Below are 23015 nucleotides of genomic sequence, written 5' to 3' on the forward strand. Positions count from 1 at the left end.
CCACCCCTACCCCTGACCCCTCCCCGCAAGGGGGAGGGGAAACGCGCGGTGGCTCAGGCGGCCAGCGCTTGGCTGAGGGCGGCGCGGGCGAGCAGCCGCGTCGAATCCAAGGTCGGCAGCGACGCGTTGCCGTCATGGATGATCAGGGGGATCTCGGTGCAGCCGAGCACGACCGCGTCGCAGCGTTCCTCATCCTTCAGGCGTGCGATGACCGTCTGGAACTGAGCCACGCTCGCCGGATCGAAGATCCCGTTGACCAGCTCGGACATGATGATCGCGCCAAGCTGGGCCCGCTCGTGCGGTTGCGGGATCACGCAGTCGATGCCGTATCGGCGCAGTGCCGTCGGGTACACGTCGCTCTCCACGAGCCAGCGGGTCCCAGTCAGGCCGAGGCGGCGGAAGCCGCGGGCCGAGGCTTCCGCCGCGACCACCTCGGCGATGTGCAGCCAGGGCAGGGGCGAGCGCGGACGGACCCGATCCATCGCCTGATGGATGGTGTTGTCCGGGCAGATCAAGAAATCGGCCCCCGCAGCCTGTAGCTTGGCCGCGGAGGACAGCATCAGGTCGCCGACTCCCGCCAGATCGCCGCGATCGAGGCAAGCGACATAGGCCGCCAGGGAATGCGTATGCATCGACACCTCCGGGTGTCCATGCGCACCCAGATGCGCCGCGCCTTCCGTGCAGATCGTCCGATAGCAGAGCGCCGCTCCTTCGGCGGAGCATCCCACGATCCCGATATGTTTTGGCACGGCGTCGTGTCCCGAAGAGAATCGTGACGCCGACAGAACGACGCCCGCGGATCCGAAGACCCGCGGGCGTTTATTCCTCTCCTAGGCACTGAGCGCAATCGGCTCGGCCGACAGGCCTCAGCCGTAGATCGGGAACCGGTCGGTGAGCGCGTGGACGCGGCTCTTCACCGAGGCCTCGACCTCCGGATCGCCGGCCTCGCCCTTGGCCACCATGCCGTCCAGCACCTCGACGATGAAGCCGCCGATCTGCTTAAACTCGGCGACGCCGAAGCCCCGCGAGGTGCCGGCCGGGGTACCCAGGCGGATGCCCGAGGTGATGGTCGGCTTCTGGGTGTCGAACGGCACGCCGTTCTTGTTGCAGGTGATGTCGGCCCGCGACAGGGCGGCCTCGGCGGCCTTGCCGGTGAGGCCCTTCCGCTGCAGATCGACCAGCATCAGGTGGTTGTCGGTGCCGCCCGAGGTGATGTCGTAGCCGCCGGACATCAGGGTGTCGGCGAGCGCCTTGGCGTTCTCCACCACCTGACGGGCGTAGATCTTGAACTCGGGCTTGAGCGCCTCGCCGAAGGCCACGGCCTTGCCGGCGATGACATGCATCAGTGGACCGCCCTGGAGGCCGGGGAAGATCGCCGAGTTGAACTTCTTGGCCAGCGCCTCGTCGTTCGTCAGGATCATGCCGCCGCGCGGGCCGCGGAGCGTCTTGTGCGTGGTGGTGGTGACCACGTGGGCGTGCGGGAACGGCGACGGATGCACGCCGGCCGCGATCAGCCCGGCGAAGTGGGCCGCGTCGACCATGAAGTAGGCGCCGACGGAATCGGCGATCTCACGGAACTTGGCGAAGTCCCAGTGGCGCGGGTAGCCCGAGCCGCCGGCGATGATCACCTTCGGCTTGTGCTCCTCGGCGAGGGCGGCGACCTGCTCCATGTCGATGCGCTGGTCATCGCGGCGCACCGTGTAGGAGACCGGCTTGAACCACTTGCCCGAGACGTTGGGCGGGGCGCCGTGGGTGAGGTGGCCGCCGGCCGCGAGGTCGAGGCCCAGGAAGGTGTCGCCGGGCTGCATCAGCGCCAGGAACACGCCCTGGTTGGCCTGGGAGCCCGAATTCGGCTGCACGTTGGCGAAGCCGCAATCGAACAGGCGCTTGGCGCGCTCGATGGCGAGGTTCTCGGCGATATCCACGAACTGGCAGCCGCCGTAGTAGCGCCGGCCCGGATAGCCTTCCGCGTACTTGTTGGTGAGCACCGAGCCCTGCGCCTCGAGCACGGCGCGGGAGACGATGTTCTCCGAGGCGATCAGCTCGATCTCGTGCTGCTGACGGCCGAGTTCCTTCGACACCGCATCGGCGATCTCGGGATCGGCCTCGGTCAGCGGGGCCGCGAAGAAGCTGTTCGAGAAGTGCTTGTCGGCGGCGGTACCGGCGCTCATGGTCTGCCTCTGTTCTGGTAGGGGCGGGGCCCGGCCTTTCGTCGGCGTGCACGGGCGGGCATTCGAGCGGGATTCCTACACGGGCCGGCCCGTGCCGCCAAGCACAGGCATTTTGGATCGGCGCAAAGAATTATTTGCCGCAGGTGAGCGCAGCGACGGTAGACTGAGGCCTCGCGTGCCGCCCTCTCGTCATGCGGCAGAATCGCTTGACTCAATTTAACTGCGATAGAATAAAACATGCATCGATGATGTGTTCGATAATAATCATCCGAATTATTGACTGATTTTTATTTCGGTGTCGTAGTATTGTATCTCGGGTTCATGACCTATGCGGTCATATAACTGAATTTAGAATTGCAGTGAGAATTTCTAGGGTATTTACGATTGGGGCGGTGGGCGCACGACCATGGAAGCCTCCGCCCTGTGCCACAGACTCATTTCCAGCATCCTGGAATGGCAGGCCTCCATCGATGCAATAGGATTCGATCTGACGCTGAAATCCGATCAGATCCCGCCAGCCGTCTCCGGTCACCTCCCCGCCACATGGCAGGGGCGTGAGGCTGGCTTCGAGTGCTCGGTCATTCCGTTCTCCGACTTGGCGGAGACCTACCCCGAAACAGATTTCAGGGGACCATGGGCCTACGCGTATGCCTTCTATTTCGCGACGTTCCCGGCCTGCGCGGGGACCTGGATCGCGATTGCCGCCGCCCCAAGGCTGTCGACGGGCGTCGCCTTCGACCCGCAAGAGGGCAAGCTGCTGACCGCCGAGGCCGCAATCCGCTACGCTCATGAGGCCGTGGCCAGTACCGCAAGGCTCGAGGCGCAGTTCGGCAGAAACACGTCTCTCTGAGTCCGGATCGGGCACATGTCGCCCGCGTTCAGGAAACGAAATTGGTCTCGACCAGCACGGTCTCGGTCTCGAACGCGGCGGCATGCCACGTCCCGGCGGGGAAATGGAACACGCTGCCGGCGGAGAACGGCTTGCGGCCCTGCTCGGTCTCAAGGAACCCGGAGCCGGAGATCACCTGCACGAACTGCTCGTGATCGTGGCTGTGGCGCCCCGCCGAAATCCCCGCGGGCACCACCACCCGCACGAGGTTCGCGCCGGCGCCCGGGATCGTGCGCTTGGCGACGCCATTGCCGGCAACGGTTTCTTCGCAGCTGTCCCAGGCGGTCAGGTGATCGGTCATCGAGGTTCTCCTTCGCCGCAGGAGATGCGTCCGCGCCGCGCCGGATCAACGGCCGCGGCATCCCGGGTTGTGCGTCAACCGGTCCCGCCCTCGGGCGCGCGGCCGCGGCGGGGCTTCGGCGGGCTCGGCTCGGGCTTCGGCGGTGCCGGATCCGCGGGCTTTTCCGAGGACGGCCAAAACGTCTCGAACAGCTCCTGCATCGCCCGGATGTTGTTGCCCTGCACCTCGGCCCCGGTGCGCATCATGTGCTCGATCATCGCGGAGCCGGCCTCGCCCGCCTTCTCTCCCGGCGTCTTGGGGACGGGTTTCGGCGGTGGGGGTGGGGCCGCAGCGGGCATGAACGCCTTGGCCATCTCGCCCCAGGCCGGGCCGAACGGGAACGGCACGGGGGGCGGGGGCGCCGCCGGCCGGGCCTGGGCGGGCTCGGCCTGGGGCTGGTTGAGCATGACGTGGACGATGCTCGCCACGACGGCGCCCGCCATCATCGGCAGCATCTGGCGCAGCACCTGGGCGCCGACGCCGCTGGTCGCCGAGGCCTGGCGCAGCACCCCCTGCATCAGCTGGGCCGAACCGAACATCTGGGTCAGCGCCTCCAGGCCCTGGGGGGCGGCCGAGCGTGCGGTGTCCGGCATGCCGAACATTCGGGCGAAGCTGCTCGGATCCAGGCCGGCGCCGCGCTGGAGCCCGAGGGTCAGGGCCGGCATCAGCGCCTCGAAGGCGCGGGCCGTCTGCTCGGGGGTCAGGCCGAATTGCTGGGCCATCGCCTGGATCCCGGCCTCGCCCTGGACCTGGAACATCTCGAGCGGGTTGAACATGACGCCTCGTCCCCGTCCCGGTCGGACCGGCCGGGACGAACCATCGTGACCGGTTGCGCGGCGAAATACCAGTTCCCGTCAAAGGATCTTGTGCTCAGCCCGATCCGGTCCGCCGATCGGCTGGTATTGCGGGCTGCGCCCGCTTCAGCTCACCGGACCCGGATGGGGCTGGCCGGCGGGCAAAGGCGCATCACGATGCGACGCCTCGCGGGTGGCCGCCGGCTGCGGAACGCGCCCGCCCCGCGCCTCCAGCCGGTCGACGGTGCGGCGGGCGAGCAGGATGCCCAGGATGCCGAAGACCAGCGAGCCGAGGCCCATCCCGGCCACCACGCCGCGCGGCCCGTAGAGCATGGCGCCGAGCATCGCCGGCGGCACGGTCCCGAGGGTGGCCCGGCCCCAGTTCAGCAGGGTCGAGCGGATCGGGAAGCCGAGATTGTTGAAGACGGCATTGCCGAGGAACAGGAGCCCGTTGAAGAACCAGATCGCCCCGCCGGCGAGGCAGAAGAAGCCGAACAGGTCGCGCGCGACCCCGTGCAACCCGAACAGGCCTGCCAGCGGGTCGCGGGCGAGCGCCAGGACGAGCCAGACCAGGGCCGTGTAGATCAGGGTCACCCGGATCGCCGCGCCCAGGACCCCGCGCATCCGGTCGAACCGCCCGGCGCCCCAGTTCTGCGCCAGGATCGGGCCGATCGCCCCCGACAGGGCGAACAGGCCCCCGAAGGCCACCGGCGTCAGGCGGTCGATCACCGCGGCGGCGGCTACCGCATCGGCGCCGTAGCCGGCAAAGAGGCGCGCCAGGAAGGCGCTCGCCACCGAGGGCGCGAGGTTCGTCAGCACTGCCGGCCCGGCGACCGTCGCCAGGACCGGCGCGTCGGAGACAACATCCGATACAAGCGGCAGGGCCAGCAGCCCGTGCTGCATCACGCCGCGCAAGCCCACGGCCACGAAGGTCGCCCGCGCCACGCAGATCGTGATCGCCGCGCCCTCGACGCCGAGGCCGGCGCCGAAGATCAGCAGCGGGTCGAGGACGGCCGTGACGATGGCGCCCGCGAGGGTGACCAGCATGGCTTGGCGCGCCGCACCGACCGCGCGCAGCAGGCCGGTGAACAGCATGCCGGCGGCGAGCAGCAGGTTCGACGGCAGGGTGATGTGCAGGAACAGCTGCGCGACCCGGAGCGTCTCGCCGCTGGCGCCGATCAGGCTCAGCAACCGCTCGGAGAGCGCGAAGATCAGCAGGGCGATGAGCGCGGCTGCGAGGCTCGCCAGCGCGAGGGCCGAGCCCGACAGGCGCCGCGCCGCCGCCCGGTCACCCGCCCCAACCGCCCGCCCGACCAGGGCGCCGGCGGCGATCATCAGGCCGATATTCACGGCGGTGGCGAAGAACTGCACGATCGCGGCGAAACCGATCGCCGCGGTGAGCTTCGGGTCGCCGAGCTTCGAGACGTAGAACAGCGACAGCAGGTCGACCACGAAGATCGCCATCAGCCCCACCGAGCCGGTGGCGGCCATCACGACCACGTGCCGGAGGATCGAGCCGGTCACGAACCGGCCCGCCTCGGCCGTGGGCAAACCGTCAGGCATCGGGGCGGTCACGCATCCCGGGCGGTGCCTTCCGATTCCAGCTCGGGCTCCGGATCGACCTCTCTCTCGGCCTCGGTCGCATCGGCCTCCTGCGGGGCGAGGGCGGGCTTGTCCAAGAGCCGCTCGGCCGCCTCGCGCCGGTCGCTGCCGATCAGGTCGCGGGTCTCGGTGCTCAAGGCCCGCGCCGGCCGGACCGGCTCGGTCAGCGGCTCGGGCTTCAGGCCCGCCGCGGCGCCGCGCATCCATCCGGCGCCCTCCGGCAGGGCGCCGGCCTGCTGCAGCACCAGGCGGGCGATATCGCGCTTGCGCACGTCGTCGGCCCGGGCCGCGGCCACCTCCGGCGACAGGCCGAGTCCCTCCAGGGCCGCCCGCCCGAAGGCGAGGGCCGATTCCGCGGTCTCGCGGATCTGGTAATCGACGTCCCGGTTCATCAGTTCGACGGCGTGCAGGCGGTCGTAGGCGCGCACGAAGGTGCGGACGTTCGAGAACTCCTCGTGCACGATGTCGACGATCTTGAGCGCGCCGGCGCGGTCGTCCACGCAGATGCAGACCAGCTCGACCCGGCCGATCCCGGCGGCGCGGAGCACGTCGAGCCGGGTGCCGTCGCCGTAATAGATCCGGAAGCCGAAACGCGAGGCCGCGCGCAGCTGCTCCACGTCCTTGTCGATCACCGTCACCGGGATCCCCTCGGCGAGGAGCACTTGGGTCAGCACCTGCCCGAACCGGCCGAAGCCGATCACGAGCACCCTGGCCTCGCCGCTCTCGGCGAGCTCCGCGGAGGGTTCCGACACGTCGACCTGCTCGCGGGCGGTGCGGCGCTCGATCAGCTTGTCGAGGCCCTTGGCGGCGATCGGCCCGATCAGCATGGTCAGCGCCGCGAGCGCGACCGCGAAGCGCGTCGCCGTGGGCCCGGTGAGCCCGAGATCCTCCGCCTGGGGCAGCAGCACGAAGGCGAATTCGCCCGCGGGCGCCAGCACGGCGGCGCCGCGCAAGGCGCCGAGGGTGTCCGAGCCGAACAGCCGGAACAGGCCGGCGACCAGCGCCACCTTGAGCAGGATCGCCCCGAGCGTCGCCCCGAACAGGGCCGGCCAGACCTCCCGCACCAGGCCGCCGTCGATCGACATGCCGACGCTCATGAAGAACAGGCCGAGCAGCATGCCGCGGAACGGCTCGATCTCGGCCTCGAGCTGGTGGCGGAAGTTCGATTCGGCGAGCAGGATGCCGGCCAGGAACGCGCCCATCGCCATGGACAGGCCGACCTGCTCCATCAGCAGCGCGGTGCCGAGCACCACCAGGAGCGCCGCCGCGGTCATGACCTCGCGGGCGCCACTGGCGGCCAGCAGCCGGAAGAACGGGTTGAGGCCGTAGCGGCCGACCAGCACCACGGCGAGGATGGCTGCCACCGCCTTGCCGGTGGAGATCGCCGCCGCCCCGAGCCAGGGCCCGCCGGTGGCGTCGCCGGCCGTGGCGAGCAGCGGCATCAGGGCCAGGATACCGACCACCGACAGATCCTGGAACAGCAGCACCGCGAAGGCCCGGCCCCCGTAGGCGCTGCCGAGATCGCCCCGCTCCTCCAGGAGCTGCAGCGCCACTGCGGTGGCCGAGAGGGCCAGCGCGATGCCGATCACCGAAGCCGCCCCGAGGCTGAGCCCGGCGGCCAGCCCGACGCCCCCCAGGACCAGCGCGCAGGCGACGAGCTGCGCCGCCCCGAGGCCGAAGATGTCCCGCCGCATCGAGACGAGTTGCGACAGGTGCAGCTCCAGCCCGACGATGAACAGCAGCAGCACCACGCCGATCTCGGCGACGCTCGCGGCGGTCTCGGGCTCGGCGATCAGCGACAGCCCGGACGGGCCGATCAGCACCCCGGCCACGAGGTAGCCGAGCACCGCACTCTGGCCGATCAGCCGGAACACCGGCACGCCGATCACCGCGGCCGCCAGGAAGGTCAGGACCGGCGGCAGGAAGCTCGCATGTTCGGCGGGGCTCGCCATGCAGATCTTCTCGGCGGATGGCTTCGGGTTCGTGGGCTCCGGCTTAGCGCGGGCGGCGCCGCGATGCGAGATGCGCGAGGGTGCCGTTCGGCACAAGCGGGTTCTTGGGCCGATGGCGAGCCAAGCCCGTACGAGGGCGTAACAGTGTCATGAAACGCGCTGGTCGCTGACAGATCAGTCCGTTTGGCCTTCCGGTGAATCTGCGTGCCATGTACCAAAATATGGCACATTCTGGTATCAGGAGGCCGGCATGGCAAAGAACACATCTATCTCGCTCGGGGACCATTTCGCCGGGTTCATCGATCGTCAGGTCACCGATGGGCGCTACGGATCGGCCAGTGAGGTCGTCCGCGCCGGCCTGCGCCTGCTCGAAGAGCACGAGGTGAAGGTCGCCGCGCTTCAAGCAGCCCTGATTGCCGGGGAAGAGTCCGGTCCCGCGGAGGAGCTGGACAGTTCCGCGTTCCTTCAGGAGATGCGGGCCAAGTATGGCCGCTAGCCCCCGCGCTCGGTTCACCCCCCTGACGCGTGCCGACCTGGATGAGATCTGGCGCTACACGTTCGGACGGTGGTCACCGGATCAGGCCGATCGCTACCATCAGGAAATCGTTGGCACAGCCGGCGCACTCGCCGCCGGCGCGAAGGTCGGCCGCGCCGTCGAGATCCGTGCCGGCTATCTCAGATACGCGGTCGGATCGCCTTTGATTTTCTACCGGCAGACGGAGGCCGGAATCGATGTCATCCGCGTCCTGCATCAGCGCATGGACGTGCCGTCCCGCCTGTCTTGAAGCGACTTGATCGCGACCAGACAAGACTTCTGATCTTCGGCCGTCGAGGGCGCGCACCGAGTTCGGCATCTGCACCCGGCCGGCCGCTGCGCGTGCCGGATCACCCCAGCAACCGCGACCGCGCCCGGCGCGAGCCGTCGATGAACTCGAAGCCGCCGGCCGCGCTCAGCATGTGCAGGCGGGAGCCCGGCCAGGCCGCCCCGGGGCCGAGGCGCGTCTCGACCCGCTGCTCGTAGCCGTCGGCGTCGAGCCGCAGGATCCGGGCGAGGCCGAGCGCCGCGCCGTAGCCCTGGCGGCAATCCTGCACCGGCCGGATCAGGGCGCCGTCGCGGGCCACGATCGGCCCGGCCGCCCGGGCCGAGCCGACATCGATGAGCACGGGGTTGCGCGGATGCGGCGTCCAGGGGCCGCGGAAATGCGGCGCGTGCCAGAGGTGGAGGGTGTCGGAATAGCTGCCCCCGCCGGCCCGGACCGTGGCGAACATCCACCAGCACCCGTCGTGACGCAGCAGCGTGGCGTCGCCCGCCACCACGTGATCGACCAGCACCGCCTCGTGCACCCAGCCCCCCGGGAAGGCGGTGGCCCGATAGAGGTCGATCGTACCCGAGGCGTGGGATTCCGGGATCATCCAGACCGCTCCGTCCGCCTCGAACACGAACGGGTAGGAGAGGTGGGTCTCGAGCTCCAGCACCGGCTCCGGGCGACCGCGCGGCCCGGATTCATCGAAGCCCAGCGCCGAGATCACGCCCTTGCCCCGGCGATAATCGAATTCCTCGACGAACAGGGTGACGGACCCGCCATGGGCGATCGCGAACGGGTCGGCGTAGAAGCGCTGGCCGTCATCGGGCAGGTCGGTCCAGCCGCCCTCGGGATGGCGGCGCAGGTCGATCAGATCGGGGCCAACGACCCGCCGCCAGCCGACGCGCCATTGCGGGCTGTGGAAGCAGAGGGCGTAGAGCCGGCGGGCGATCTGCCGGGCGAGCCCGCTCGCGGCGCGCCGGCTGACGCCGAGGCCGCCGAGGTCGAACCGCGACCCCGGCTGCAGCGGCGCCTCGGATCCGTCCGGGAGGCGCGGCGAGGCGGCGCCGTCGAGGGCGGCGGTGATCAGCGTGATGATCCGGGCGAGGTAATCCTCGAAGGCGACGAGCATCACCGTGTGGGATTCCGCGCCGAGGCGCCCGACCGCCACCGGGGATCCGTCGGGACCCCGCAGGGTCGCCACCGGGGCCCGCCCGGCGAACAGGGCGGCCAGCAGGCCGGCCTCGCCCGGCATCCCGTCGAAGTCGAGCCGCCAGACCGGGCGACCCGCGTCGGATCCGGCACGGGCGCCGGAGAGGTCGAGGACGAGGTCGGGCTCGTCCGCCGCGGCATCCGTCCCGTAGGCGGCGAACGCCATCGGCTCGGCCGCGGTGGCCAAGCCCGGGCGGGGCAGGCCGTGGATCGCCGCTTCCAGGCGGAACAGCAGCTCCGCATTGGGCGGCAGCCCATGGGCGCCCGCGACCCATTCGACCCGCAGGCGCCGCTCCGCCCGCTGGCCGAGCTGATCGAGGAGGCGGATATGCCAGCCGCGCAGGGTCCGGCGGTCGAGCCGCACGGTGATCTGCCGCGCCGCCGGCGGCGCCGCGACCCTGCGGGGCTCCGGCCGGACCGGCCCGCGGCCGGTCCCGGCGACGGGTCGATTCGCGGCCCCGATCGACCGGTCCATCCGGTGGACGATGCTGCCGGGGTGTGGAGGGGCCCCGTCCCGCAGGCCGACGATCCCCGTTCCGGACGAGGCTCCCATCGGCGGCGTGCTGAATCCCGTAACGACGCTCACCGCGAACCCTGACGACGCTCGAAGACAACCATCGATACGGTTATCACATGATCGAATGCTATCGCTCTCTGGAGCGATCAAACAAGTCTGGTCGATGGTTCACCATTGCGGGCGGTTAATCCGCGGCGGATTCTGTTGAAAAACCACGGGATCTGTTTTTTACGCATGGCGATAACCCACCGGAACACCACCGTGATACCATGCCACGCGGTGATCCCGGCCTCCCTCGGGAACCCGTGGATCGGCTTGGCGGTTCGCCCGTGAGATGTGATGCGGAGAGACGACATGACACGCAAGATGATGCCGCTGGCCGCGATGCTGCTCATCGGCCTTCCGAGTGCGGCCTTTGCCTGGGGCGGCGGCGGTGGCGGCGGTGACAGCGGCAGCGGCCTCTCGCCCTACGCGGCGCTGAGCGGCAACGACCGTTCGGCCGGCGTCAACAACGGCAACTACCGCGACCCGGCTCTCGACCCGTATATCCGCGCCTACGATCCCGAGGCTGCCGCCCGCGCTGCGACACCCCCGGCCGCCCAGCCGCGCCTGCGCATGCGGCCTTATTACGGCTATCCGTACTGAGCGGCAGCGCGATCCGCCGGGCCTCCTTGTGGGGCCCCGGTGGGCCGGTCAGGACCGCTCCGATCCGGCGGCCCGGACCCGCTTGAGTACCCAATGGCCGCCGGAGGGCTTGCAGCCGGTGCCGCGCACGAAGCGGCTGCGGCCGGGCCCGATCACCGAGGCCAGAAAATTGCGGCAGATCAGGTCGTCCGCGACATAGGGCAGGCCGGTCGGATTGACCGCGCCGTGCAGGCCGGTCTCCGGGTTGTCCCATTTCACCGGTCGGCCGTTGCCCTGCGGATCGAGGGCGACCGACAGCGCCGCGCGGGCGCGTCGCCAATCCTCTTCCCCGAGATCGGACCCGAAGCTCGTCGGCCGCTTCTCGATGCTGCCGGTGACCACGGGCTCTTCGGCCACGGGGGGCGTCGCCGCAGGCTCACCGCGGAAGACGAGCAGCGGCTGGCTGCAGCCGGACAGGAGCATCGCCAGCGACAGGGCTGTCATCGCCACAGGGGCGCGCAACCGTCGGCTTGGCTCTTTACACGCGCATCGCCGCATTACACCTGACTCACGACGGGCTATCCGCTCGACCGAACATGCCGATGTCGGTGCCCCCTCAGGCCCTGGACGCGGCAGGCAGGAGTCTTGCCGTGGATCAGTTAAGGACCGATGACCCGAAGGCCGGCGCGCCTGCCCCGACCTCGGACTTCACGCTGAGCGACGATCCGGTCGCGCTGTTTTCCGCCTGGATGCGCGAGGCGGAGGCCGCCGAGCCTGAGGATGCGAATGCGATGGCGCTGGCCACCGCCGGGTCGGACGGGCTGCCCGACGTGCGCATGGTGCTGCTGAAGGGCTTCGACGCGCACGGCTTCGTGTTCTACACCAACATCCAGTCCGCCAAGGGCGAGGAGCTGGCCCAGAACCCGCAGGCCGCCCTGGTGCTGCACTGGAAGAGCCTGCGCCGGCAGATCCGCGCCCGCGGGCCGGTCTCGCCGGTGACGCCGGAGGAAGCCGACGCGTATTTCGAGAGCCGCCGCCGGGAGAGCCGGCTCGGCGCCATCGCCAGCCAGCAATCCCGCCCGCTTGCCGACCGCGCCACGCTGACGGCCACGGTCACGGAGCTGGCCGCCCGCTACGAGGACGGCCCGATTCCCCGGCCCGAGCATTGGACCGGATTCCGCATCGCGCCGGTGTCTCTGGAATTCTGGCAGAACGGCGATTACCGCCTGCACGACCGGGTCCGCTTCACCCGCGCGGGCGACGGCTGGAGCCGGTCGCGGCTGTACCCGTAGGACAGCCGCGGTTTCAAAAGGTCGAGATCTTTTGCGGGTCCAGGGCGCAGCCCTGGTATCTGGCCTCGCCCGACGCATCGGGGGCTCCGCCCCCGAACGCCGCCAAAGGGCTGAGCCCTTTGGAAACCCCGGGTCTCGGCGGTGAACCCCCTGAAACGAAGAGAGCCCCGGCGGGGCCGGGGCTCTCGACGATGCGCGGCGTGCGACGAGGCTCAGGCCTCCTCGCCGTCCTTCTTCTCTTCGTCCTCGGAAGCGGCCTCTTCGGCCTTCTCCTCGGCGGCTTCGGCCGACTGCGCCTCGGCGATCGCGGCCTCCTCGGCCTCGACCTCGGCGCCCAGCACGGTCGGCGGCACGATGTTGGCCACCGGATCGGTCGGCTCACCCGTGTGGGTGCCGGCCGGGATCTTGACGTCGGAGACGTGGATCACGTCGCCGATCTCGCGCCCGGTCAGGTCGACCTCGATCGCGTCCGGGATCTGGTCCGGGGCGACGTCGAGGGTCAGGGTGTGGGCGACGATGTTGAGGGTGCCGCCGAGCTTCTTGATGCCGGGGGCCGCGTCCTCGTTGATGAAGTGCACCGGCACCTCGACGGTTACGGTCTGACCGGAGACGACGCGCAGGAAGTCGACATGCAGCGGCACGCCGCTGACCGGGTCGAGCTGGAAGTCGCGCGGGATCGCCCGGACGGTCTTGCCGCCGGCCTTGATCTCGAACAGCGTGGTCTTGAAGCCGCCGGCGTAGATCAGGGTGCGGGCGCGGACGAGGTCGATGGCGATGGATTGCGGCGGCTGGCCGCCTCCGTACACGACGGCGGGAACTTGACCCTGGCGACGAACGGCCCGGGCGGCCCCCTTGCCGACCCGGTCGCGTGCCACGGCCTCAAGCGTCTTGACTGCGCTCATGGCGTGATCCTTCAAATGATGGCTGGATCCGGAAAACGAAAAAGCCGCCCGACGCGGACGGCTATGACCTTCCCGGTGCGCCCCTGCCTCCAAGGGTGTCGGAGGGCGCGCCGTGCGCATACACGGATGGGGGTGGGTTGGCAATGTTTGGTGCGCTGTCGCTCGCACCGTGGCAGCATCGCGTGTCGACATGCCCGAGGCCGAATGGCGGTCTCACCGGTGATCCGGTTGGATCGGTCGGTACGGATCCCGCGCCGTCATCGCGAGCGCAGCGAAGCGACCCAGGGACACCCTGCGATCTGGAACCGCGCGCCGCACTGGGTTGCTTCGCTGCGCTCGCAATGACGGTGAGGCGCTGTGCCGACCCGTCCAACAGTACGATATCGAGGGGACGCGAAGCATCCGCTTGCAGCAACGCCGCTTCTCAATTGTGCCGCTGCGCGGCGCATGGCCTGCTGGGCCCCGGATCGCCTTCCACTGACGTTCCAGGCATCCGGGAAAGGGCCGCGCTTCAACCGGCAACAGACCGCCCGTCCAACCGCCCCCTTACGGTCGCAGCCCCGCAAGCGCCTGCCGCGCCCGGCGCCGTTGCAGCCACACGGTCAGGCCGAGCGCCGTGCCGATCACCAGGGCGGAGAACGCCGTCGTGGTGGTGCCCAGCGCGTAGATCTCCGGGGTCGTCACCGTGGTGGTCAGGCCCTGCAACTCCAGCGGCAGGGTGTTGCGGCCGCCGATCGCCTGGCTGGTGCGGGCGAGCTCGTCGAAGGACAGGGTGAAGCCGAACAGGGCGACGCCGACTAGCGCGGGAGCCAGGATCGGCACCACCACGTGCCGCAGCGTCTGCGCCCCGGTGGCGCCGAGGTCGCGGGCGGCCTCCTCGTAGGACGGGCTGAACCGGTTGAACACCGCGAACATAATCAGCAGGCCGAAGGGCAGCGTCCAGGTGAGATGCGCCCCCAGCGCAGACGTATAGAGGCCCATGAAGGTGCCATGGTCCTGCAGGAAGCCCCAGCCGGTGGCCTCGGCAACCGCCTTGACCGCATCGTCGAGGAGCCGGAATTCCAGCCCGATCCCGAGCGAGACCACGATCGAGGGCACGATCAGGCTCGACACCGCCAGGGCGAAGACCAGGCCCGCCCCCCGGAACCCCTTGCGGAAGGCGAGGCCGGCATAGAACGCCAGGGTGACGGTGAGCGCCATCACCACCAGCCCGAGCATCAGCGAGCGCCGGAGCGCCGCCCAGATGTCGACGACGCCGACCCCCTCCCACAGCTTGGCGAACCAGTGGGTCGAGACCCCGTTCATCGGGAAGGTCAGGCCGCCGGACGGGCCCTGGAAGCTCAAGGCCAGGATCGTCAGCGTCGGCCCGTACAGGAACAGGACGTAGAGGGAAAAAATCCCGGCGAGCCCGTAGAAGGCGAAGCCGCGCGGCCGGTCCATCCCTCAGAGCTCCATTCTCAAAGTTCCCGGCGCAGGTCGATCATCCGGGTGAGCCCCAGGATCATCAGCAGCACGGCGGCGAGCAGCACCACCGCGTTGGCGGCCGCCGCCGGGAATTGCAGGTAGGCCATCTGTACCTGGATCACCTTGCCGACGCTGGCGATCTGCTGGCCGCCCATCACGCCGACCGTGACGAAGTCGCCCATCACCAGGGTCACCACGAAGATCGACCCGATGGCGATGCCGGGCTTGGCGAGCGGCAGCACCACGTTCCAGAGGGTCTGGAACCCGGAGGCGCCGCAATCGCGCGCCGCCTCGATCAGCGACCGGTCGATGCGGGCCAGGCTGTTGAAGATCGGCACGATCATGAACACCGTGTCGAGATGCACGAAGGCCAGCACCACCGCGAAGTCGGAATAGAGCAGGCCCTCGATCGGCGCCTTGATCAGCCCGAGGCTGCGGAGCGTGTCGTTGACCAGGCCCTTGCGGCCGAGCAGCGGGATCCACGAGATCATGCGGATCACGTTCGAGGTCCAGAACGGGATCGTGCAGAGCAGGAACAGGCCCATCCGCACCGTGTCCGAGCGGATGTGGAAGGCCAGGAAGTAGGCGATGGCAAAGCCCAGCGGCAGGGTGATCGCCAGGGTCAGCGCGACGAATTTCAGGGTCGAGAGATAGGTGCGGATTGTGGTGCAGAGGTCGGCGGAGAGGCAGCCGTCGAACACGTCGGCGTAGTTCTGCAGGGTGAGCGCCGGGGTGATCGCGTATTCGTTGTATTCCCAGAACGACACGATGCCGGTGAGCAGAAGCGGCACCACCAGGAAGACCAGGAACACCAGGGCCAGCGGCGCCGCCTGGAGATAGGCCAGGCTTAGCCGGCGCCGTTGGGGGCCGGCGACTGGCGCAGCAGCGGCCTCGCCGGTGTGGGGGAGGGCGAGGTCGTTCACGGGAGGGCCTGTGACGGCGCGGCGGTGTCCCTCCCCCCTCTGCGGGGGAGGGTGGCCCGCGAAGCGAGTCGGGAGAGGGGAGCGCCGGTGCAGGACGAGGCAGCGGCATTCGAGACGCTCCATTCGGACATCGCGCTCCCCCCTCCCGACCCCTGCTGAGGCAGCGGCCACCCTCCCCCGCAAAGGGGGGAGGGGGCCGGCTCTCGGGCTTGCCCGAGAGCCGGGGCGGGGAAGCGGTCGGGCACGGCGCTCACGCGGCGATGAACTCGTTCCACTTGCGCACCATGTAGGTGTTCTCGTCCATCACGGCGTTCCAGCAGGCGACCGAGCCCATGCGCTGGTCGAAGGAGCCGCCGTCGCGGGTGGCGCCGGCCTTCTCGATCAGGGTGCCGTCGGGGCCCAGGATGTCCTTCTCGGCGGGCTTGCCCTCCATCCAGAACGCCCACTCGTAGGGCTGCATGTTCTTTTGCGCGGTCTCCAGCACCGCGGAATAATAGCCCTGGCGGTTGAGATAGGCCCCGGCCCAGCCGGACAGGAACCAGTTGATGAAGTCGTAGGCGGCGTCGAGCTTCCGGCCGTTCAGGGTCTTGGGGATGCCGAAGCCCGAGGCCCAGGCACGGTAGCCCTCCTTGAGGGGCTGGTAGGTGCAGGGCACGCCCTGCGCGCGCACCTTGGTGACCGCGGGCGACCACATCGACTGGATCACCGTCTCGCCGGACGCCATCAGGTTCACGGATTCGTTGAAGTCCTGCCAGAAGGCCCGGAACTGGCCGGCGCGCTTGGCTTCGATCAGCAGCTTGATGGTGCGGTCGATCTCGGGCTTCGTCATGTTGCCCTTGTCGCCGTAGGTGTAGTCGCCGGTGGCTTCCACCACCATGGCGGCGTCCATGATGCCGATGGACGGGATGTTGAGGATCGCGGCGCGGCCCTTGAAGGCCGGATTCAGCAACTCCTTCCAGCTCGTCACCGGGACCTTCACCAGATCCGGCCGGATGCCCAGCGTGTCGGCGTTGTAGACGGTGGGGATCAGCGAGATCCAACCGGTCTGTTCGCCGGCAAATTTCTTCGATTCCTGGCCTTCGAGGTAGAACACCTTCCGGGGCGCCGTGCCCTGGTCGCCGATCCTCTTGCCGGCCACCTCGCCCTTGGTGAACACGGACGAGATCTTGTCGGCGAGCGTGATCCGCTTGGCGTCCATGCCCTGGAGGTTGCCGGACGGCAGGATCTTCTTGAGGCTGAAATACTCGGTGTCGACCAGATCGAAGGAGTTCGGCTGGGTGACGACGCGCTTGGTCACCTCGTCGGTCACCACCGGGATGTATTCGAGGGTGATGCCGAGATCCTCCTTCACCTTCCGGGCGATGTCGGCGGATTGGTTCACCGCGGTGCCGAGGTAGCGCAGGGTCACGGGCTCGGCCGCGTGCACCGCCGGGAAGCCGGTGACCGGCGTGGTCGCCAGGGCCGCGGCGCCCTTCAGCAGCGTGCGCCGGCTCGGCTTCGAGAACAGATCCATGGTCGTCTCCAAATCCTTACGCGTCGAGGCGGTGGGCGGCGGCTTCGTCCCAGCCGACCGGCACCGTGTCGCCTGGCCGGAGCGGGCGGGCGGCGAAATCGGCGTCGCTGAGCACGGCGGTGAGGGCGGCCGAGCTGTCGGGCGCCCGCTCCAGCCCGTCGGCATCGAGCCCGACATGGACGCTGGTGCCCTGGTACTCGACCGCGACCACCCGGGCCGGGAGCGCCTCCGGGCCGGCCTCGGCGCCGAGCCGCATCTGGTCCGCCCGCACGGCGATCATCCCGTCGGGCAGGCGGATCACGTTGTGGCCGCCGATGAACCGGGCCACGAAGGCGGTGGCCGGCCGCTCGAACACGGTGCGCGGGTCGGCGGCCTGCTCGATCCGGCCGGCATTCATCACCACCACGAGGTCGGAGAGCGCCATCGCCTCCTCCTGGCTGTGGGTGACGTGGATGAAGGTGAGCCCGAGCTCGGTCTGGATCCGCTTCAGCTCGACCCGCATCCGCACCCGCAGGAACGGGTCGAGCGCCGAGAGCGGCTCGTCCAGGAGCAGCACCTTCGGGCCGGTGACGAGCGCGCGGGCGAGCGCGACGCGCTGCTGCTGGCCGCCCGAGAGCTGGGCCGGCAGGCGCCCGGCGAGGTGGCCCATCTGCACGAGGTCGAGCATCGCCATCGCCTTGGCCCGGCGCTCGGCCTTGCCGACGCCGCGCATCCGCAGGCTGAAGGCGACGTTGTCCCGCGCGTCGAGATGCGGGAACAGGGCGTAGCTCTGGAACATCATGGCGGTGCCGCGCTCGGCCGGCGCCGCGTCGCCCACCGCCTTCGGGCCGATCACCACGTCGCCGGCGCTGGCGCGCTCGTGGCCGCCGATCATCCGCAGGGTCGTGGTCTTGCCGCAGCCGGAGGGGCCGAGCAGGCAGCAATACGCCCCGGACGGCACCTTGAGGTCGATGGCATCGACCGCAATGGCCGCGCCGTAGCGCTTGGTCAGGCCGATCAGCTCGACATTCATGCGAGGCTCCCCCGGAGACGGAGAGCAAGGGCCGGGCCAGGGGGCGTCATGCGCCCTGCCGCTCGGCCGGATCGACCGCCCGGTCGAGCACCCGGCCGCGGCCCGGCTCGGACAGCACCTTGCCGTCCTCGGCGATCACCTGCCCGCCCGCGATGGTCATCACCGGCCATCCGGTGACCGCAAAGCCCTCCCAGGGGGTGTAGTCGGAGCCGTGGTGGAGGATGTCCTGGCGGATCGTCTCGCGCTTGTTCGGATCCCACAGGGTCAGGTCCGCATCGAAGCCCGGGGCGATCGAGCCCTTGCGCGGATACAGGCCGTAGAGCTTGGCGTGGTTCGTCGCGGTCAGCGCGGCGAACTGGTTGAGGCTGATTCGCCCCTTCGAGACGCCTTCGGAGAAGAACACCGGCAGCCTTGTCTCGACCCCCGGAATGCCGTTCGGGATCCAGCGGAAGGAGGATTTCCCGCGCGGGTTCAGCTTGCCCTGCGGATCGTCGTAGCGGAACGGCGAGTGGTCTGAGGAGACCACGTCGAAGATCCCGCGCCGGATGCCGGACCAGACCGCCTCCTGGCTGGCCTCGTCCCGGGGCGGCGGCGAGCAGACGTATTTCGCGCCCGCCATCGGATCGTCGAGCCCGAGCCCCTTCATGTGCTCGGCCGTCAGCGTCAGGTATTGCGGGCAGGTCTCGGCCCGGATCTTCAGCCCCCGCGCCTGCGCCCAGGCGATCTGTTCGGTGGCCTCGCGGCCGGAGACGTGGACGATGACGATCGGCAGGTCGATCAGCTCGGCATGGCTGATCGCCCGGTGGGCCGCCTCGCGCTCGACCACCTCGGGCCGGGACAAGGCGTGGCCGTAGGGCCTGGTCTCGCCGGCCCGCTCCAGCCGGTCGCTGAGATAGCGGATCGCGTCGTAGCCCTCGGCATGGACCATCACCCGGGCGCCCTGCCGCCGCGCGACGTGGAACACGTCGAGCAACTGGCGGTCGTTCAGCACCAAGTCGTCGTAGGTCATGAACACCTTGAACGAGGTGTAGCCGTCGGCGACCAGGGGCGGCAGCTCCTGGCCGAGCACCGCCTCGCTCGGGTCCGAGATGATCATGTGGATCGCCACGTCCACGTGGCACTGGCCCTCGGCCTTGGCCCGATAGGCGTCGACCGCGCCGCGCAGCGAGCCGCCCCGGGGCTGGACCGCAAACGGCATCACGCAGGTGTTGCCCCCGGCCGCCGCCGCCCGGGTGGCGCTGGCGAAATCGTCGGCCATGACGATGCCGGGGCCGGGATCCTGGGCGATGTGGACATGGCTGTCGATGCCGCCGGGCAGGACCAGCAGCCCGGAGGCGTCGATCACCCGGGCGGCGTCGGTGATGCCCTCGGCGACCGCCACGATGCGCCCGCTGCGCACGCCGACATCCGCCCGCACCGTGTCGCTCGCCGTGACCACCGTGCCGCCGCGGATCGCCAGGTCGAATTCGGGCATGATGCGCACTCCTCCGCGCCCGCGGGCGCCTGTCGGGACGGGCGGATGCATCGTCCGCGCCGATTCGGACGACCTGAGGAGGGCACAGCCATCCGGCGGGGTCCAGAGTGCGGTCAGGGGATCCCAAAGGGCTCAGCCCTTTGGCGGGGTATTGGGGCGGAGCCCCAATGGACCAGGGCTCCGCCCTGGACCCGCGAAAGGTCACGGACCTTTCGAAACCAAGACTTGGGTTCGGAGATTCGAGGGGGCGGCCGCATGAAATCGGCTCCACACCCGCCGCATGTGCCGGGCCGAGCCGAAGCCCGCGCGGTCGGCGACCTGCTCCAGGGCGAGGTCGGTCTGGGCGATCAGGTCCCGGGCGAGCGCGATCCGGGCGCGGTTGACCGCATCGGTCACGGTCATCCCGGCATGGATCCGGAACAGCCGGGCGAGGTTGCGCGGGCTCGCCCCCGCAAGGCGGCCCAGGGTCTCGGGCGACCAGTCGCGGGCGGGCTCGGCGGTGATCGCGTCCTGGGCCCGATGCACCACCGGATGCAGGTGGCTGCGGCCCTCCAGCCAGGGCGAGAGCTGCGGGTCGTCGGCACCGCGGCGCATGTAGACGACCAGGGTCCGGGCCGCCGCCAAAGCCGCGGCCGGGCCGGCCCATTCGGCGACGAGGTGGAGCATCAGGTCCACGCCCGCGGTCACGCCGGCGCTGCTGAACCGGTCCCGGTCCTGCACGAACAGCCGGTTTTCCAGCACCCGCGCCCGGGGCGCCAGTGCGGCGAGCCGGGCGCAGCTCGCGTGATGGGTGGTGCAGGCATAGCCGTCGAACAGGCCGGCCCGGGCCGCCAGCAGCGTGCCCTCGCAGACCGTGACCAGGGTGTGGCCCGGCCGGACCGCGCCGCGCAGCCAATCGACGATCCGCGCTTCGGCGGCTGCGTCGTCCGGATCGGCCTCGCGGCCGAGCACCCGGGACGACGCGCCGGGCAGGAGCACCACGGTGCCCGGCGCGATCGCCTCCGGCAGCGGCTCGGCGCCGCTCAGGGTCAGCCCGATCGAGCAGCGGGTGTACGGATCCGGCGCCACGTAGCGGACCGCGAAGGTGGCCCGCTCCTGCACCGCCCCGGCGATCCGCAGGACCTCGACGGGGCCGGCGAGGTCGAGCAGCAGGGTGCGCGGCGGCAGGACCACCAGCACCGGGATGCGCCGCGCCGTGTCGCTCATGCGGCGACCGGCCGGTCCCGGCCGGCCAGCGCCTGCTCCACCGTGGCGATGCGGGCGAAGCGGTCCACCAGCACCAGCTCGGTGCGGGCCTTGATGTCCTCCGCCTCGAACCGGCGGCCGTCCGGGTGGGTCATCGCGAAGGTCAGCGTCGCCTCGGTGACGTAATCTACTTGCCAGCCGCAGTCGGAGGCGTGGCGGGTGGTGGTCTCGCAGCACTGCTCGGTCCGGATCCCCGACACGATCAGCCGGCGGATCCCGTGCTGCGTCAGCCAGCCCGCCAGCCCGGTATCGACCAGCGCGCTGTGCTTACGCTTGTGGAAGATCGCGTCCGGCGCGATCAGGATCGGCTCCAGGGTGCGGACATGGCCTGACGTGAGCGAGAACGGCCCGGTCTCGGCGACGTGGAACACCTGCAGGATGGGAATCGCGCGCGCGATCGCGCCGTCGATGAGCGCCTGCAGGCGTTCGGTGAAGAGCGGCACATCCGTCTCGGTCCAGAACGGCCGGTGACGGAAGGATTCCTGGACGTCGATGACCAGCAGCGCAACATCGGACATAGCGTGTCTCCCGCTTGGTGAAGCGGGCGGCAGAATTGCCCTCTGGCGCGGCATGCGAAAGAAACCGCACAGCCAACCAGCGGACAGATCCGGCCATTCCGGAGAGGATGCTGCATGAGCGCACCCAAGAGGATCTTCGTGCTGACCGGGGCGGGGGTGTCGGCCGAGAGCGGGCTCGGCACGTTCCGCGACCGGGGCGGGATCTGGGCCCGGTTCGACCCGATGAAGCTCGCCACCCCGGAGGCTTACGCGGCTGATCCCGACACGGTGCTCGACTTCTACGACCATCGCCGCCGGGGCGTCGTCGCGGCGAAGCCGAACGCGGCCCATGTCGCCCTGGCCCGGGCCGCGGCGCGGCTGGCCGAGCGGGGCGGCGAGCTGTTCCTGTGCACGCAGAACGTCGACGACCTGCACGAGCGGGCGGGCTCCCGCGCGGTGGTCCACATGCACGGCGAACTGCTCAAGGCCCGTTGCACCGCCTGCGAGGTGGTCACGCCCTGGCGCGACGACCTGAATAGGGCGTCGTCCTGCCCGGCCTGCGGGTCGGTGGGCCGGATGCGGCCGGACGTGGTCTGGTTCGGCGAGATGCCGATGCAGCTCGACACGATCGAGGCCGCGCTCGCCGAAGCAGACCTGTTCGTGGCCGTGGGGACCTCGGGGGCGGTCTACCCGGCGGCGAGCTATGTCCGGCAGGCCCGGGCCCTCAATATTCCCACCTGCGAGATCAACCTGGAGCCTTCGGACAACGCCGATGCGTTCGACGAGGCCCGCTACGGGCCGGCGAGCACGGCACTGCCGCATTTTTTAGCCGCGCTCGACCTGTGACCTGCTGGGGCCTGCAAACCGTTGCCAGGGTAAACGATTTTGATTCGGACGCCTGTCTCCCACGACAGGACCAGAATCTTAAATGACGCGAATCACATCCGCGCGAGCTGTCAAGAACTGTTCGGGCAGTTGCCCACCGGTTACAACGGTCAAGCTTGGGTTCGGCGTCGCGGCCCGCCCAAGCGTTCGTTGAAGCCACAAGGGGAAGACAAAGACCCATGCAGCACTTCACCGTAACCGACCGCGAGCGTGACACCGTCCTGGCGGCGTTGCGCTATTACCAGTTCTACCGGATGCAGGGTCATCCGTTCGACCCACGCCAGGACCACCTGATCGACACCATCGCGGCCCGGGCCGGGGAGGCCCTGGATCTCGCCGAGATCGACGACCTCTGCGCCGGCCTGAACGGCAACCCCCACGCGCTCGCCGCCGCGGCCGCCTGAGGCCGTAGCGCGGGGCGGGTTCCTGGCCGCCCCGAACGTCCCCCAGCCGCCGGGGCCGGGGATCGACCCCTCCGAGATGAGCGATGCCGCCGCCGGAGCCGGGCGATCCCCGATCGCACCGTGAGGCTCAGACATCTCAGACTGGGGCGCAGCTTTCCCTCTCCCCGCACGCGGGGCGAGGGGATTTCAGCCCACCACCGGCAGACCACACAAACAGGGCGGGTCTACCCGCGCGGCGTCGCACACCGCACCCATCCCCCCGAAAAGCCGATCTGGCGGTGGGCTGGCGGCTGATCGACAGCCGGGCGGATGCCGCGCCCACGTCCTCGGCGGCCCGGGCGCATTCCTGCTGGCCGCGGCTGGCGACGGCGATCTCTCGCGGGCGCTGCGCCGGAAATTCGTGATCGAGATCAGCGCCCTCGGGCGGTGAGGCCGGACCGGTGTTGGTCCGCGACCTGCTTCGGCAGGCGTGCCGGGTGTTCGAGACCCGTCCTTCCAAG

General features: G+C 69.9%; 23 protein-coding genes and 1 pseudogene. 8 read left to right on the plus strand and 16 right to left on the minus strand.

Features of this window, described 5'->3' with window-relative positions; genetic code table 11:
- Nucleotides 1-53: 53 nt before the first annotated feature.
- Together MKK65_RS03175 and glyA are read right to left on the minus strand one after the other, a co-directional pair.
- The gene (locus tag MKK65_RS03175) at nucleotides 54-749 is read right to left on the minus strand and encodes an aspartate/glutamate racemase family protein (RefSeq protein WP_243955246.1); all 696 of its coding nucleotides are present in this window, start codon (nucleotides 747-749) and stop codon (nucleotides 54-56) included.
- Nucleotides 750-866: 117 nt separating this feature from the next.
- Complete coding sequence (gene glyA, locus MKK65_RS03180; RefSeq protein WP_243955248.1) at nucleotides 867-2171, minus strand: serine hydroxymethyltransferase; 1305 nt, start codon at nucleotides 2169-2171, stop codon at nucleotides 867-869.
- A 406-nt stretch (nucleotides 2172-2577) separates the two neighbouring features.
- Between glyA and MKK65_RS03185 the strand changes: the two genes are divergently transcribed.
- Nucleotides 2578-3021: a hypothetical protein gene (locus MKK65_RS03185; protein ID WP_243955250.1), complete on the plus strand. Its 444-nt coding sequence runs from the start codon at nucleotides 2578-2580 to the stop codon at nucleotides 3019-3021.
- Between the two features lie 28 nt (nucleotides 3022-3049).
- Here MKK65_RS03185 and MKK65_RS03190 read toward each other — a convergent pair whose 3' ends face one another.
- From MKK65_RS03190 to MKK65_RS03205, 4 genes are all read right to left on the minus strand, one after another.
- Entirely contained in the window at nucleotides 3050-3361 is a 312-nt protein-coding gene (locus MKK65_RS03190; protein WP_243955252.1) for a cupin domain-containing protein, read from the minus strand.
- Nucleotides 3362-3435: 74 nt separating this feature from the next.
- On the minus strand, nucleotides 3436-4176 hold the full coding sequence (locus tag MKK65_RS03195; RefSeq protein WP_243955254.1) for a DUF937 domain-containing protein: 741 nt from the start codon (nucleotides 4174-4176) through the stop codon (nucleotides 3436-3438).
- Between the two features lie 144 nt (nucleotides 4177-4320).
- Nucleotides 4321-5757: an MATE family efflux transporter gene (locus MKK65_RS03200; RefSeq protein ID WP_243955256.1), complete on the minus strand. Its 1437-nt coding sequence runs from the start codon at nucleotides 5755-5757 to the stop codon at nucleotides 4321-4323.
- A gap of 8 nt (nucleotides 5758-5765) precedes the next feature.
- Entirely contained in the window at nucleotides 5766-7748 is a 1983-nt protein-coding gene (locus MKK65_RS03205; protein ID WP_243955258.1) for a monovalent cation:proton antiporter-2 (CPA2) family protein, read from the minus strand.
- A 250-nt stretch (nucleotides 7749-7998) separates the two neighbouring features.
- Between MKK65_RS03205 and MKK65_RS03210 the strand changes: the two genes are divergently transcribed.
- Nucleotides 7999-8244: a type II toxin-antitoxin system ParD family antitoxin gene (locus MKK65_RS03210; protein ID WP_058193224.1), complete on the plus strand. Its 246-nt coding sequence runs from the start codon at nucleotides 7999-8001 to the stop codon at nucleotides 8242-8244.
- Entirely contained in the window at nucleotides 8234-8533 is a 300-nt protein-coding gene (locus tag MKK65_RS03215) for a type II toxin-antitoxin system RelE/ParE family toxin (protein ID WP_243955260.1), read from the plus strand. The genes MKK65_RS03210 and MKK65_RS03215 overlap by 11 nt, the downstream gene beginning before the upstream one ends.
- Nucleotides 8534-8633: 100 nt before the next feature.
- On the opposite strand, the gene MKK65_RS03220 is transcribed toward MKK65_RS03215, so the two are convergent.
- On the minus strand, nucleotides 8634-10238 hold the full coding sequence (locus tag MKK65_RS03220) for a formyl transferase (RefSeq protein ID WP_243955308.1): 1605 nt from the start codon (nucleotides 10236-10238) through the stop codon (nucleotides 8634-8636).
- A 396-nt stretch (nucleotides 10239-10634) separates the two neighbouring features.
- Here MKK65_RS03220 and MKK65_RS03225 point away from each other — a divergent pair, with 396 nt between their 5' ends.
- Complete coding sequence (locus MKK65_RS03225; RefSeq protein ID WP_058193869.1) at nucleotides 10635-10925, plus strand: hypothetical protein; 291 nt, start codon at nucleotides 10635-10637, stop codon at nucleotides 10923-10925.
- Nucleotides 10926-10973: 48 nt separating this feature from the next.
- On the opposite strand, the gene MKK65_RS03230 is transcribed toward MKK65_RS03225, so the two are convergent.
- Entirely contained in the window at nucleotides 10974-11462 is a 489-nt protein-coding gene (locus MKK65_RS03230) for an RT0821/Lpp0805 family surface protein (RefSeq protein ID WP_313902018.1), read from the minus strand.
- Nucleotides 11463-11554: 92 nt separating this feature from the next.
- Here MKK65_RS03230 and pdxH point away from each other — a divergent pair, with 92 nt between their 5' ends.
- Nucleotides 11555-12196 (plus strand): pyridoxamine 5'-phosphate oxidase, encoded by a 642-nt coding sequence (gene pdxH, locus MKK65_RS03235; protein ID WP_243955262.1) that lies wholly within the window; start codon nucleotides 11555-11557, stop codon nucleotides 12194-12196.
- A 212-nt stretch (nucleotides 12197-12408) separates the two neighbouring features.
- On the opposite strand, the gene MKK65_RS03240 is transcribed toward pdxH, so the two are convergent.
- From MKK65_RS03240 to MKK65_RS03275, 8 genes are all read right to left on the minus strand, one after another.
- Nucleotides 12409-13098, minus strand: coding sequence for a 50S ribosomal protein L25/general stress protein Ctc (locus tag MKK65_RS03240; RefSeq protein ID WP_243955264.1), 690 nt, complete (start codon nucleotides 13096-13098; stop codon nucleotides 12409-12411).
- Between the two features lie 546 nt (nucleotides 13099-13644).
- Nucleotides 13645-14538, minus strand: coding sequence for an ABC transporter permease (locus tag MKK65_RS03245; RefSeq protein ID WP_243955265.1), 894 nt, complete (start codon nucleotides 14536-14538; stop codon nucleotides 13645-13647).
- A 17-nt stretch (nucleotides 14539-14555) separates the two neighbouring features.
- Nucleotides 14556-15485, minus strand: coding sequence for an ABC transporter permease (locus tag MKK65_RS03250; protein WP_243955267.1), 930 nt, complete (start codon nucleotides 15483-15485; stop codon nucleotides 14556-14558).
- A 250-nt stretch (nucleotides 15486-15735) separates the two neighbouring features.
- Nucleotides 15736-16998, minus strand: coding sequence for a PotD/PotF family extracellular solute-binding protein (locus tag MKK65_RS03255; RefSeq protein WP_058193875.1), 1263 nt, complete (start codon nucleotides 16996-16998; stop codon nucleotides 15736-15738).
- A gap of 16 nt (nucleotides 16999-17014) precedes the next feature.
- Nucleotides 17015-18010, minus strand: coding sequence for an ABC transporter ATP-binding protein (locus tag MKK65_RS03260; RefSeq protein WP_243955269.1), 996 nt, complete (start codon nucleotides 18008-18010; stop codon nucleotides 17015-17017).
- Nucleotides 18011-18056: 46 nt separating this feature from the next.
- Nucleotides 18057-19484, minus strand: a complete 1428-nt coding sequence (hydA, locus tag MKK65_RS03265) for a dihydropyrimidinase (protein ID WP_243955271.1) — start codon at nucleotides 19482-19484, stop codon at nucleotides 18057-18059.
- 201 nt (nucleotides 19485-19685) lie between these two features.
- Nucleotides 19686-20690, minus strand: coding sequence for a GlxA family transcriptional regulator (locus MKK65_RS03270; RefSeq protein ID WP_243955272.1), 1005 nt, complete (start codon nucleotides 20688-20690; stop codon nucleotides 19686-19688).
- Entirely contained in the window at nucleotides 20687-21247 is a 561-nt protein-coding gene (locus tag MKK65_RS03275; protein WP_243955274.1) for an isochorismatase family protein, read from the minus strand. Before MKK65_RS03275 ends, MKK65_RS03270 begins: the two co-directional genes overlap by 4 nt.
- 114 nt (nucleotides 21248-21361) lie before the next feature.
- Here MKK65_RS03275 and MKK65_RS03280 point away from each other — a divergent pair, with 114 nt between their 5' ends.
- The 3 genes and pseudogenes from MKK65_RS03280 to MKK65_RS03290 all read left to right on the plus strand — a co-directional run.
- Nucleotides 21362-22072 (plus strand): SIR2 family NAD-dependent protein deacylase, encoded by a 711-nt coding sequence (locus tag MKK65_RS03280; RefSeq protein ID WP_243955275.1) that lies wholly within the window; start codon nucleotides 21362-21364, stop codon nucleotides 22070-22072.
- Nucleotides 22073-22290: 218 nt separating this feature from the next.
- Complete coding sequence (locus MKK65_RS03285) at nucleotides 22291-22515, plus strand: hypothetical protein (protein WP_058193881.1); 225 nt, start codon at nucleotides 22291-22293, stop codon at nucleotides 22513-22515.
- Between the two features lie 313 nt (nucleotides 22516-22828).
- Nucleotides 22829-22945: pseudogene (locus MKK65_RS03290) on the plus strand (tRNA delta(2)-isopentenylpyrophosphate transferase); the annotation flags it as partial.
- Nucleotides 22946-23015: the final 70 nt, after the last annotated feature.

This window comes from Methylobacterium sp. J-001 (assembly GCF_022829565.1).
GTDB lineage: Bacteria > Pseudomonadota > Alphaproteobacteria > Rhizobiales > Beijerinckiaceae > Methylobacterium.

Bases quoted from the DNA above. Each gene is read 5' to 3' on its own strand.
- MKK65_RS03190 (WP_243955252.1), bottom strand. From the start codon at position 3,361: ATGACCGATCACCTGACCGCCTGGGACAGCTGCGAAGAAACCGTTGCC.
- MKK65_RS03280 (WP_243955275.1), top strand. From the start codon at position 21,362: ATGAGCGCACCCAAGAGGATCTTCGTGCTGACCGGGGCGGGGGTGTCG.
- MKK65_RS03275 (WP_243955274.1), bottom strand. From the start codon at position 21,247: ATGTCCGATGTTGCGCTGCTGGTCATCGACGTCCAGGAATCCTTCCGT.
- hydA (WP_243955271.1), bottom strand. From the start codon at position 19,484: ATGCCCGAATTCGACCTGGCGATCCGCGGCGGCACGGTGGTCACGGCG.
- MKK65_RS03230 (WP_313902018.1), bottom strand. From the start codon at position 11,462: ATGCGGCGATGCGCGTGTAAAGAGCCAAGCCGACGGTTGCGCGCCCCT.
- MKK65_RS03255 (WP_058193875.1), bottom strand. From the start codon at position 16,998: ATGGATCTGTTCTCGAAGCCGAGCCGGCGCACGCTGCTGAAGGGCGCC.
- MKK65_RS03240 (WP_243955264.1), bottom strand. From the start codon at position 13,098: ATGAGCGCAGTCAAGACGCTTGAGGCCGTGGCACGCGACCGGGTCGGC.
- MKK65_RS03215 (WP_243955260.1), top strand. From the start codon at position 8,234: ATGGCCGCTAGCCCCCGCGCTCGGTTCACCCCCCTGACGCGTGCCGAC.
- MKK65_RS03270 (WP_243955272.1), bottom strand. From the start codon at position 20,690: ATGAGCGACACGGCGCGGCGCATCCCGGTGCTGGTGGTCCTGCCGCCG.
- MKK65_RS03200 (WP_243955256.1), bottom strand. From the start codon at position 5,757: ATGCCTGACGGTTTGCCCACGGCCGAGGCGGGCCGGTTCGTGACCGGC.
- MKK65_RS03225 (WP_058193869.1), top strand. From the start codon at position 10,635: ATGACACGCAAGATGATGCCGCTGGCCGCGATGCTGCTCATCGGCCTT.
- glyA (WP_243955248.1), bottom strand. From the start codon at position 2,171: ATGAGCGCCGGTACCGCCGCCGACAAGCACTTCTCGAACAGCTTCTTC.
- MKK65_RS03185 (WP_243955250.1), top strand. From the start codon at position 2,578: ATGGAAGCCTCCGCCCTGTGCCACAGACTCATTTCCAGCATCCTGGAA.
- MKK65_RS03195 (WP_243955254.1), bottom strand. From the start codon at position 4,176: ATGTTCAACCCGCTCGAGATGTTCCAGGTCCAGGGCGAGGCCGGGATC.
- MKK65_RS03260 (WP_243955269.1), bottom strand. From the start codon at position 18,010: ATGAATGTCGAGCTGATCGGCCTGACCAAGCGCTACGGCGCGGCCATT.
- MKK65_RS03285 (WP_058193881.1), top strand. From the start codon at position 22,291: ATGCAGCACTTCACCGTAACCGACCGCGAGCGTGACACCGTCCTGGCG.
- MKK65_RS03220 (WP_243955308.1), bottom strand. From the start codon at position 10,238: ATGGACCGGTCGATCGGGGCCGCGAATCGACCCGTCGCCGGGACCGGC.
- MKK65_RS03205 (WP_243955258.1), bottom strand. From the start codon at position 7,748: ATGGCGAGCCCCGCCGAACATGCGAGCTTCCTGCCGCCGGTCCTGACC.
- MKK65_RS03245 (WP_243955265.1), bottom strand. From the start codon at position 14,538: ATGGACCGGCCGCGCGGCTTCGCCTTCTACGGGCTCGCCGGGATTTTT.
- MKK65_RS03210 (WP_058193224.1), top strand. From the start codon at position 7,999: ATGGCAAAGAACACATCTATCTCGCTCGGGGACCATTTCGCCGGGTTC.